Raw genomic sequence first — 11,718 nt, 5'->3', positions numbered from 1 at the left:
ATTAAAAAAGGACAGGACTCCTTCTTAGGAAACCTGTCTTTTTTTCTTATTAACAATTATGTCTTTTATATTACCATTTTCCATTACAACAATTCTGTCAGAAATTTGATTAACAAAATCTATTTCATGGCTTACTATTACCATAGTAATATTACTTGATTCTCTAAGCTGTTCAATAACGTTCAATACTTCCTTTACCATATCAGGATCGAGAGCAGATGTAGGTTCATCAAAAAGCAAAACTTCTGGATTTCTTGCTAAAGCTCTGGCAATAGCTACCCTCTGTTTTTGACCTCCAGAAAGAGCTTTAGGATAAAAGTCAGCTCTGTCTTTAAGCCCAACTTTTTCTAAAAGATCATAAGCTATTTTTTTTGCTTCAGATTTATCCATTTTATCTACAACTATCAGTGATTCCATTATATTTTGAATAGCTGTTTTATGAGGAAAAAGATTAAAAGCTTGAAAAACCATTCCCATTTTCTTTTTATCAGGGACTTTTATATCTCCAGAATCTATTTCTTCTAAGCCGATAAGACATCTGAGAAGAGTAGATTTTCCACCTCCAGATGGACCTATTATAGAAACTACTTCTCCTTTTTCTATATCAAGATTGACACCTTTAAGTATAACATCTCCTTCTAAATATTGTTTAGATAAATTATTAACTTTAATAATCATATTATATCATCACCTTTTTTTCCATTCTTTTAAAGAATAAAACAACTATTGTAGAAAGTCCTAAATATACTACTGCACATATAAAAAATGGTGCTATTGAGAAATCACGAGTAACAATTTCTCTTGAATTTCTTAATATCTCAGCCATTCCAATAGCAGAAACTAATGAAGTATCTTTAATAAGAGAGATGGCCTCATTTGATAATGGTGGAAGTGCTGTAATAAGAGCTTGTGGAATTATTATTCTAATCATAGTCTGCCAGTACTTCATACCAAGTACTTTTGCAGCTTCATATTGTCCTGGATCAATTCCCAGAATGCTTCCTCTAAATATTTCACAGAAATAAGCTGTATAATTTATAACAAATGTAAGAGAAGCAGCAGCAAAAGGTGTTAAAGTAATACCAACTACTGGAAGACCATAGTACACAAAGAAAAGTTGAAGTAAAAGGGGGGTCCCTCTGAATATCCATGTGTATATTTGAATCATATTACTTAATGTTGTATTTTTTGAAACTCTCCCTAGGGATAATAATATCCCTAGAGGAAGAGAGAAAAGCATAGTTACAACATATAAATTAACTGTTAATTTCATACCTTTTAAAATAAATATTATATTTCCATCCATAAAGTTTATTCTCCTTATTATTTAGTTGTTCCTAGCCATTTTAATGAAATTTGATCGAATGTTCCATCTTTTTTCATTTCATCTAATAATCTGTTAATTTCATCTAATAGAGCTTTGTCATCTTTTCTTAAAGCTACGGCAAAGTATTCATCTGATAAAGATTCTTCAGAGAAGCTTAAAGTATTTTTCTTAGCATTGTAGTATTTTCCAGAGATAGCATCCATAACTACTGCATCTGTTCTTCCAGCTTCAAGATCAAGAAGTGCTTCTACATTTGTTGCATATTTTTTTATTTCTTTAAGTTTTGGAGCAATAGCATTTCTTTCAACTGCTTGTGATCCAGAGCTTCCTAATTGAACACCTACTACTTTTCCAGCAAGTTCACTGACTTTATTTATTTCATTACCTTTTCTAGAGAAAATGATTTGCCCATCTACAAGATATGGAGTAGTAAAAGCTGCCTGTTTGCTTCTTTGTTCTGTGATTGTCATTCCATTCCATACCATGTCAATATTTTTACTTCTAAGATCAAAGATGATTCCATCCCATTCACAAGGTTTGAATCTAGCTTCAACACCCATTCTCTTAGCAACTTCTTTAGCAAGGTCAATATCGAATCCAACTATTTCTTCGTTTTCATCTCTGAATCCCATTGGAGCAAATGTAGCATCTAATCCAACTATAAAATATCCATCTTTTTTTACTTTTTCTAAAGAACCATCAGCTGCAAATAAACTAATAGAAGCTAATACCGTAATAACTAAAACCGCCATAAATAATTTTTTCATAAAGATCTCCCTCCGTATTATTAAATTAAAATAAAAAAGCCATCTGACATAAGTATCCAGATGGCTTAACTAAATTAGAAAGCATTAAGTTCCACCATAGATACAGACTCGTTTGAATTACAACATGAGTCTGCATCTATGAATAAAATTCACAAAAACAAACTCTTATCTATGATGATGGTGATGTAATGTGTTTTTAAGAACGCTAATGACTTTCATAATTATCTCCTCTTAACTAAAATTTATTATGAACTTATAATACTCTCATAAAAAGAAAATGTCAATACTTTTTTTTATAAAATTTTTTTTTGATTAAATTATCTAAATTTAATAATACCATTTTCAAGTGAATCAACAACAGCAAGAGCCTCAACTTTAACACCATTATCAACTAATAGTTTTTCACCTTGCTGAAATCCTTTTTCTACTGCAATACCAGCTCCAATAACTTCAGCTCCAGCAGATTCAACTAATGATTTAAGACCTAATACAGCATTTCCCATAGCAAGGAAGTCATCTACAATAAGGACTCTATCATTAGGTGATAAAAATTCTTTAGCTACACAAATAGTGTAATCTTTATTCTTAGTAAATGAAAATACATTAGCTGTGTAAAAATCTCCCATAGTAGAAGGAATTTTCTTTTTAGCAAAAACAAGAGGTACATTAAAGGCATAAGCAGCAGCTAAACCTATTGCAATTCCAGAAGCTTCTATAGTAAGTATTTTATTAACTCCCTGATCTTCAAATCTTCTTTTAAACTCTTCTCCCATAGCCATCATTAGGTTAGGGTCTATTTGATGGTTTAAAAAACTATCTACTTTTAGAATATTCGTTCCAATGGCTTTACCATTTTTCTCTATATATTCTTTTAATAATTTCATATAAAAATTCCTCCAACAAATTATGATTGCTTATTTAATAGTAAGTAACATATATAATAGCATATTTTCAAGAAAAAACCAGCAAAATTTTAATTATTTTGAGTGAATTTCCCAAAATAATTTTTCACTTGTAATTGGAAGACTTCTTACTCTAGCTTTTGTTGCATTATAGATAGCATCAGCAATAGCTGGAGAAGCTGTGTTGATAACTACTTCACCAATAGATTTAGCTCCAAATGGTCCAGTAGGTTCATTTGAATAACTGAATATAACATTTATATTTCCTAAATCTTTTCTAGAAGGAATCTTATACTGCATAAGTGTGTCATGCTTAACTTTACCTCTATCATCAAATTGAATATCTTCATAAAGAGCAAGGCCAATACCCTGAGCAATTCCTCCTTCTACCTGTACCTGAGCCAGAGCAGGATTGATAGGAGTACCACAGTCCACTACAGAAAGGAAATCTATAACTTCAGTATTTCCAGTGAGAGTATCTACTTCCACTTCAGCAAAACTTGCAATAAATGGAGGAGGTGATGTAGATCCACCCCAAGTTGCACTTGTAATAATCTGATTTTTACCTTCAAAAGATACAGCTCTTTCACCAATATCTCTTAAAGAAAGTTTATTTCCATTTTTATCCTGTACTGATTCTCCAAGATATTCTAATTCTTCAACAGAAGTATTCATTAACTTAGAAGCTATGTCAAGAACTTCTTTTTTCATTTTTTCAGCAGCTAAAATTACAGCATTTCCAGTAACATAAGTACCACTTGAAGCATAAGCACCTGGATCATATGGCGAAGTATCAGTATCAGCAGTATTTACTATAATTTTTTCTACAGGTACTTCAAGTATCTCAGAAGCCATTTGAGCAAGAACAGTATCACATCCTTGTCCCATATCTGTAACTCCTAAATAAAGTGTGTAATCTCCACTATCATGAAGTTTTAGAGTGGCAGAGGCAGTATCTACATTGGCAATACCTGATCCCTGCATTGTAACAGCCATTCCGCTGGCTCTTACTTTTCCATTTCCCATATCTTTTACAGTTCTGTTTTCCCAATCAAAAGCTTCTTTACCAATAGAGATACATTTTTTAATATCTCCACTGACTTTGTCAGATTGGTCTACAAGATTTTTCATTCTGATTTCTGTTGGATCTATTCCTAGTTTGTGAGCAAGTTCATTGACAGCAGACTCCACAGCAAAAGTTCCCTGAGTAGCTCCATATCCTCTAAATGCAGCACCTACCATAGTATTAGAGTAAACTATATCAGCTTTACATCTCATAGGAACTTTAGCATATAAAGGAAAAGTCTTGTACACTACAAGAGAAGTAACAGTTGGAGCATGTTCTCCATAAGCTCCTGTATTAGATAAAACATTTATATCAATAGCTTTTATATTTCCTTCTTTATCTGAACCGATTTTTACTTTTAGTCTCATAGCATGTCTTGTATTAGAGTATGCTTGAGTTTCTTTTCTTGAATAAATTATCTTAGAAGGTTTTCCAGTTTTCATAGTAACAAAAGCTGGGTATATTTCACAAACAGAAGTCTGCTTTCCTCCAAAACCTCCACCTATTTTAGGCTTGATAACTCTTATTCTGCTGCTTGGCATTTCAAGAGCTCTAGCCAGATGTCTTCTCACATGGAAAGGAATTTGAGTAGATGAAACTACAGTTAATCTTCCATGAGCATCTAAATAGCATGCAGTCCTGTAAGTTTCCATCATTGCATGTATTTGAGGCTGAGTATAGTAAGTTTTTTCTATGATTACATCACTTTCTTCAAATCCTTTTTCTACATCTCCCTTAGTTTCAAGATATGAAGAAGCAAGGTTTCTTTTATTGTCAAATCCTATTGGGAAGTTTATATGTATATCTTCAGGATGAACTAATATATCTGAGTCTAAAGCTTTTTCATAATCAATGACAGCTTCAAGGACTTCATATTTTACTTTTATAAGTTTCATTGCTTTTTCAGCAGTTTTTTCATCAACAGCAGCAATAATTGCAACAGGATCTCCCACATATCTTACATACTCAGATAATATTTTCCTATCATATGGAGATGGTTCAGGATAAGATTGCCCAGCAAGAGTAAACATAGTTTTTGGCACATCATGGTGTGTATAAACAGCTTCTACCCCAGGAACTCTTTTGGCAATGCTTGTATCTATATCTAATATTTTTGCATAGGCATGAGGTGATCTTAAAAGCTTTACAATAAGAGAGTTGTTGTTTATAACTAAATCATCTGTATATAGAGGTCTTCCTGTTATTATTCCAATACTATCTATTTTTTTTATAGATTTATTTACTATTTTCATTAGATTTTTCAGCCTCCATAAAGTTTTTTATTGCTCTAAGCTGTGAAACATATCCACTGCATCTGCATAGGTTTCCATTTAGATAATGAAGTATCTCTTCATCTGTTGGATTTTTATATTCCTTCATCATAGCAAGAACTGTCAAAGTAAATCCAGGAGCACAGTAACCACATTGCTCTGCTCCTTCATCAGCCATAAAATTGGCAAATTTTGCAGCTTCTTCCTGACATCCTTCGATAGTAGTTATTTTTTTATTATTCATTCTGGCAGCTAGTGTACTACATGAAAGAACGGGCTTATCATCAACAAGGACAGTACAAAGTCCGCAAGACCCAGTGTCACATCCTCTTTTTACACTTAAATATCCAGCTTTTCTCAATGTATCAAGAAGGTATTCGTCCTCTGATATTAATAACTCTCTTTTTAGTCCATTTACAGTTAAAGTTAAAAGCATTATAATACCTCCTTTATAGCTCTCTTAGTCATAACTTTAGATATTGCAGCCCTATATTCACTGCTTCCTCTCATATTAGAACCAAAAGTAATTTCTTCAGTTATAATGCTGCATGCTTTATCAATAACTTCATCAGTGATATTGTCAGAATGATTTAATAACTCCATTGCTTTACAAGCTAGCTTAGCTTTTCCTGGTCTTACACCAATGGCAATTCTGAAGTTTCCTTTTTCATTTGTAACAGCTGTATTAGTTATAGCATAGTCAGTTTTACTTTTTCTGATACTTTGAAAAGATCCTTTTCCAATAGCTTTTCTTATTTTTATTTCAACAAGGATATCTTTTGTCTTTCCTTCTGTAGACAAATATTCTTCCAGAGAAATTGCTCCTCCATTGAAAAGAACAACAGTAGTATCAAGAGATAAAAGTGTAGGGATAAGGTCAGAAAAACCATATTTAGAAAAAACAGTAGCTCCAACAGTAACATTATTTCTGAATTGAACTCCTATTATATTTTCTACAGATTTTGAAAGAATTCCATTAAATAAATTTAAAATAATAGAGTTAGTTTCTATTTCTCTAAATGAAGCCATAGCTCCAATGTGAATATATTCTTCATCTTCTTTGATGTAATCAAGGGAAAGAGAAGAAAGATCTATAGCAGTATTATATGAAGTATTTTCCATTCTAAGATAAGAAGTTCCTCCAAGTATAATATTTTTTTTACTTTTTAAAAGTTCGTCATAGGCTTCCTGCAAAGATTGAGCAGGAAAATATTTAGAAAAACTAAACAAGTTTTACCTCCTGTGTTATTGTATTATTTATATTATACCACGAAAAGACAGCAGAGTATTAATAAGAAATCCTCAAAAGAAGACTGCTTATATACCTGCTCTGCTGTGTGGTAATTTATTAATTTTATTGAGAAACTTTTTCAGTCTTTAATGATTTTTTTATCTTTTCATCTAAAGGCAGAATGATATTAAGAAGAACAGCAATAGAACCAGAAACAACTATTCCAGAACCACCAAATATAAGCTGAATACTTTCAGGAAAATATTTAAGGGCAGCAGGAACACTTCCAAGTCCATAACCTAAACCTAAAGATACAGATAAAATAACTGCATTTCTGCCTACAAGAGGTTCTTTAGTGATAAGATTTATACCACTTATAGAAATCATAGCAAAAATCATTACTAAACTTCCACCAAGAACACTAGCAGGAACTATTGAAAGAATAGCACCTATTTTTGGAAAAAAAGCCCCAGCTACTAGGAAAGCCGCTCCAGTACCAACAACAAATCTGCTCATAATACCAGTCATTGCAACTATACCAGTATTTTGACTGAAAGATGTAGTAGGCAGAACAGAGAATATAGAAGCAAGTGCACTTCCAAATCCATCAGCTAAAATACCACCAGAAAGTTCTTTATCAGTAACTTCTCTGTTAGCTCCTCCCATTGTGACTCCAGACATATCTCCAACAGTTTCAACAGCAGAAACAATAAACATCATTATCATAGCTAAACATGCATCTGCATGAAAAGTTACTCCATAAGTGAAAGGTGTTGGGAAACTTATAAAAGCAGCATTTTTTACAGGAGTAAGATCAACTTTTCCCATAAAGAAAGCAACAATAAATCCAACAACTGTTCCTACAAATATAGAACCTGTACTTGTAATACCTTTAGTAAATTGTTTAAAGAATATTACTGTTATAAGAACTACCATACCTATAAAAAGATTTGGGAAAGAACCAAACTCAGGAGATCCAACTCCACCAGCAAAGTTACTTACTCCAACTGGTAAAAGAGAAAGACCAATAGAAAGAACTATTACTCCAGTTACTACTGGTGGAAAATATCTTCTTATTTTCTTTATAATAGCACCAATAAATATCTCAAATATAGCACCTATCAGAGCAGCCCCAAGGATACCTTCATATCCATATTTACTTCCAATAGACAATGCAACAGGGACAAAAGCAAAGCTTGTACCAACAACAATAGGAAGTCTTGCTCCTATAGGTCCAATACGATATGCCTGAATCAAAGTATTTACTCCAGCTACAAGCATAGTACATTGAATAAGGAAAGTTTTAGTTTCACTTGGCATTTTCATAGCCCCAGCTACAATAATTAATGGAGTGATGTTACTTACAAACATAGCAAGAATGTGTTGAAGCCCAAGAGGAATTGCTTCCCTTAGAACTGGGATACCATCAAGATCGTATGGTGATGTGTTTCTCATTTTTTTAAATACCTCCAAGATTTTACTTCATAGATCTTTGGAATAGGAAAGAAGGGCAGGGAAATAAAAAAAGACTATTTCCTTTCTCAAAAACTATAATGTGAAAGAAAATAATCCTATAATAATACTAAAGAAGGACTATTAAATTCACTCATAGCGGCTTGTTAAGTGGCAACCCGTAGAGACTCCTGACCATATTACAGGGATATATGAGTAATTTATTTTTAATTAATTTAATGACTTTATGAGATATATGCATTCATTATGCATTTGAAATATTTTGTAATATTCCCTCTATGTTTCTTAAAAAATCTGCATAGAAATAATATCATAATTTCTGCAACATTTCAACAATTTTTTTACCTGCATATGAGTAAAAGCGGGAATGTGTGTTTAATATCATATTTGTGTTTTATAAAAATTTTTTCTTGCTTCCAACTAAAAAATAACTATCTGTAGGATAAATAAATTGACATATAGGCAGTATAGTTATTTTAGATAAAGGGTTTAAGAATATATAAAAAAGGCGAATAAATCGCCTTAAAATTAATATTCTTCTTTGTATTCATAAATTTGAAGAATAAGGTTTTTATTTAAAATATGCTGTTGATGATTAGCATATTGAGAATAATCAGTAATGATTTCAATAAAATTATCAAATTCATCAATTATTTTTCCATCAAAACTAATTTTGTCAGTTGTATTTAAGATTATATGAACTTTTTTATCTTTAAATTTTTTTAATAAAGTCATATTAATTCCTCCTTTGATGATGTATTGCTGTAAAGATATTATAACTTTTTGAAAGATTAAATACAAGAAATTTAAAAAACAGAATATAATTTTCCATAATAAATATTCTTTTATAATAAAATTTAAAAACTTATCAGTTGATATTCAATCTATTGTTCTTGTAAAAAAAGGCTTCAAACTTAATTTAAAAACTTATCAGTTGATATTCAATTTCTCTTCTTGAGAGATTAATCTGTTACTTAATGCAATTTAAAAACTTATCAGTTGATATTCAATCCATCATTATTCCATGCATAATCATCATATCTTTTTCATTTAAAAACTTATCAGTTGATATTCAATGTTATCAAGCTCGTTAAATTCTTCATAAACTTTTATTTAAAAACTTATCAGTTGATATTCAATTTTTCTAGTTTTTTCCACTATATTATTTAATTTTTCATTTAAAAACTTATCAGTTGATATTCAATGTGTCATAAAGCTGGAAGTATAGGAAAAAAACATGCATTTAAAAACTTATCAGTTGATATTCAATAGAAAAACCAGAAGAGATTATATTTTTAGGAGGAAAATTTAAAAACTTATCAGTTGATATTCAATGGTCATAAATTCAGACTTTAATAATTCCTTATTCTTTTCTAACATTCTAATTATAGCATATTTGATAGATTTTTTCCAACCAAGTATGTATAAAAAGCTATATGTATGAAGCATCGCCTATTAAAGGATATTATTGATAAAATACAATTTTTAACTTGGAAAATAAAATGATATATTACTAGAATATATAATTAATTTATTTTTTATATGTCAGAATAGTTGTGCTGTAATTACCAAACTATGACAGGGAAATTTTAAAAAGTTTTAAAAAATTTGTTTGTTTTTTTAAGAAAAATATAGTATTTTAAAAATACAGGATATTTGAAAAAGATGGATTTAGAATAATTTATAATTGTAGGTTGTAAAAACTTTCGCTAAAGAGTATATTATATAGTAGAATGTAATAGAACAAAGAGATGTTGAGGAGGAAAATTAATTGAAACCAATAATAGGAATAACTACTTTTAGAGAGATGAGAGAAAAAGGGGAATATAACTCTATAAATTATGGATATGCTGAAGCAGTACTTGCAGCTGGAGGACTTCCACTTTTTATTCCAATAGTTTCTGAAGGAATAGCAAAGGAATATTTAGAAGATTACCGTTTAGATGGAATAATATTTAGTGGTGGGGCAGATGTGGCTCCTAGATTTTATGGAGAAGATCCTGGGCTTCAAATTCCTGGAATAGATACTAAAAGAGACATAATGGAATTTGAATTATTAGAAGAAGCAGTTAAAAGAAAAATACCAGTATTAGGAATATGCAGAGGGCATCAATTAATAAATGTAGCTTTTGATGGAACTCTTTATCAGGATATAGATACTCAGGTTCAATCAGCTATGGGTCACCACCCAACTCATATTAATAGAGATGAATTATTTCATAGTGTAAATATAAAGAAAGAAAGTGTTCTTCATGATATTTTTGGAGATGAAAAAATATATGTTAACTCTTTTCACCATCAGGCAGTAAAAAAATTAGGTAAAGGACTAAAAGCTACTGCTTTTTCTTGTGAAGGAATAGTGGAAGCATTTGAAACTGTAGATATGAATGAAAGATTTGTATTGGGAATACAATGGCATCCAGAGAACCTTGTAAATAGATATAATGAGTTTTTAGGGATCTTTAAACTGCTGGTAGATAGAGCAAAAGAAAAATAGAAAGAAATTATTTTAAAGGAAAGCCCTTAGATAAATTGAAAATTATAGAAAATTCACTTCAAAATAAATTTTAATTTATTTCTGATAATATCAGAAAGGAATTAAGTGAAAATATACTATAAAACAGATTAAAATTATTGAGGAGGTTTAATTTATGAAAAGATTATCAACAATAGTAGCCACTTTCTTACTTTCTTTAACAACAATTTTTGCAGCAGGAGAAAAGGAAACAGGTCATCTTCTTATTTATGCTGGATTGATGGAAGACCATGCAATAGCAGCAGTAAAAGAATTTGAAAAAGAAACTGGAATAAAAACTGAATTTGTAAGAATGAGTAGTGGGGAAACATTAGCTAGAATAAGAGCAGAAAAGGCTAATATGACAGCTTCTGTATGGTTTGGAGGTCCAATAGATGCCTTTGTTGCAGCTAATGAGGAAAACCTTATTGAACCATATATATCGCCAGTAGCTAAAGACATTCCTGATAAATTTAAAGATCCAAATGGAATCTGGACAGGAATATATGTAGGATATCTTGGATTTGTAGGTAATAAAGAAGTATTAGAAGAAATAGGAGCGGAAATGCCTAAATCTTGGGCTGATCTTTTAAAACCTGAATATAAAGGAGAAATAGTTACAGCTCACCCAGGGTCATCTGGAACTGCATTTACAATGCTTGCAACTATCATTCAATTAAAAGGTGAAAAAGATGGAATGGCTTATATGCAAAAATTAAATGAACAAGTAAGACAATATACTAAATCAGGAACTGCACCTGGAAGAATGGTAGGATTAGGAGAAACAGCTATTGGAATTACATTCCTTCATGATGCTATAAAATATAGAAAAGAAGGATATGAAGATATTATAATCTCTGCTCCAGAAGAGGGAACAGGATTTGAAATAGGTGGAGTTGCAATTCTTAAAAATGGTCCAGATCAGGCATCAGCTAAGAAATTTGTAGACTGGGCACTTTCTAAAAAAGCACAGGAATTAGGACAAACAGTTGGTTCTTACCAATTCTTGACTAATCAAACTGCAAATGCTCCAGAAGATGTAAAAGAGATTGCTGGAACAAAACTAATAGACTATAATTTTGACTGGGCTGGAAAAAACAGAAAAGATTTACTAGATAAATTCAGTACTGCAACAAAAACAACAGCACCTACAAAATAGTAAAGGT

Annotated in this window: 11 protein-coding genes, 1 CRISPR repeat array and 1 riboswitch; of the genes, 2 read left to right on the top strand and 9 right to left on the bottom strand. The window is 31.0% G+C overall.

Going from position 1 to position 11,718, the window contains the following annotated elements:
* Nucleotides 1-24: 24 nt before the first annotated feature.
* The 9 genes from E0E45_RS07210 to E0E45_RS07170 form a co-directional block, all read right to left on the bottom strand.
* Nucleotides 25-678 carry an amino acid ABC transporter ATP-binding protein gene (locus E0E45_RS07210; RefSeq protein ID WP_130890547.1) on the bottom strand — a complete coding sequence of 218 codons (654 nt, stop codon included), beginning with the start codon at nt 676-678 and terminating at the stop codon, nt 25-27.
* A 1-nt stretch (nt 679) separates the two neighbouring features.
* Nucleotides 680-1,306, bottom strand: coding sequence for an amino acid ABC transporter permease (locus E0E45_RS07205; protein ID WP_130890546.1), 627 nt, complete (start codon nt 1,304-1,306; stop codon nt 680-682).
* 17 nt (nt 1,307-1,323) lie between these two features.
* Entirely contained in the window at nt 1,324-2,094 is a 771-nt protein-coding gene (locus E0E45_RS07200) for an amino acid ABC transporter substrate-binding protein (RefSeq protein ID WP_130890545.1), read from the bottom strand.
* A 317-nt stretch (nt 2,095-2,411) separates the two neighbouring features.
* A complete protein-coding gene (locus tag E0E45_RS07195) occupies nt 2,412-2,978 on the bottom strand; it encodes a xanthine phosphoribosyltransferase (RefSeq protein ID WP_130890544.1) in 567 nt (188 codons plus the stop codon).
* 93 nt (nt 2,979-3,071) lie between these two features.
* A complete protein-coding gene (locus tag E0E45_RS07190) occupies nt 3,072-5,315 on the bottom strand; it encodes a xanthine dehydrogenase family protein molybdopterin-binding subunit (RefSeq protein ID WP_130890543.1) in 2,244 nt (747 codons plus the stop codon).
* Entirely contained in the window at nt 5,299-5,769 is a 471-nt protein-coding gene (locus E0E45_RS07185) for a (2Fe-2S)-binding protein (protein WP_005977215.1), read from the bottom strand. The genes E0E45_RS07190 and E0E45_RS07185 overlap by 17 nt, the downstream gene beginning before the upstream one ends.
* Nucleotides 5,769-6,563: an FAD binding domain-containing protein gene (locus E0E45_RS07180; protein WP_130890542.1), complete on the bottom strand. Its 795-nt coding sequence runs from the start codon at nt 6,561-6,563 to the stop codon at nt 5,769-5,771. Before E0E45_RS07180 ends, E0E45_RS07185 begins: the two co-directional genes overlap by 1 nt.
* Nucleotides 6,564-6,687: 124 nt before the next feature.
* A complete protein-coding gene (locus E0E45_RS07175; protein ID WP_130890541.1) occupies nt 6,688-8,019 on the bottom strand; it encodes a uracil-xanthine permease family protein in 1,332 nt (443 codons plus the stop codon).
* Nucleotides 8,020-8,153: 134 nt separating this feature from the next.
* Nucleotides 8,154-8,252, bottom strand: a riboswitch (purine riboswitch).
* 313 nt (nt 8,253-8,565) lie between these two features.
* Nucleotides 8,566-8,772 carry a hypothetical protein gene (locus tag E0E45_RS07170; RefSeq protein ID WP_130890540.1) on the bottom strand — a complete coding sequence of 69 codons (207 nt, stop codon included), beginning with the start codon at nt 8,770-8,772 and terminating at the stop codon, nt 8,566-8,568.
* 120 nt (nt 8,773-8,892) lie between these two features.
* Nucleotides 8,893-9,372: a CRISPR direct-repeat array (repeat unit 29 nt; unit sequence ATTTAAAAACTTATCAGTTGATATTCAAT).
* A gap of 436 nt (nt 9,373-9,808) precedes the next feature.
* On the opposite strand from E0E45_RS07170, the gene E0E45_RS07165 reads away from it, so the two are divergent.
* The gene (locus E0E45_RS07165) at nt 9,809-10,534 is read left to right on the top strand and encodes a gamma-glutamyl-gamma-aminobutyrate hydrolase family protein (protein WP_130890539.1); all 726 of its coding nucleotides are present in this window, start codon (nt 9,809-9,811) and stop codon (nt 10,532-10,534) included.
* Nucleotides 10,535-10,688: 154 nt separating this feature from the next.
* Nucleotides 10,689-11,711, top strand: coding sequence for an ABC transporter substrate-binding protein (locus E0E45_RS07160; RefSeq protein ID WP_130890538.1), 1,023 nt, complete (start codon nt 10,689-10,691; stop codon nt 11,709-11,711).
* Nucleotides 11,712-11,718: the final 7 nt, after the last annotated feature.

The organism is Fusobacterium ulcerans ATCC 49185 (genome assembly GCF_900683735.1).
GTDB classification, from domain to species: domain Bacteria; phylum Fusobacteriota; class Fusobacteriia; order Fusobacteriales; family Fusobacteriaceae; genus Fusobacterium_A; species Fusobacterium_A ulcerans_A.
This window is presented reverse-complemented; position numbering and strand designations above follow the sequence as displayed.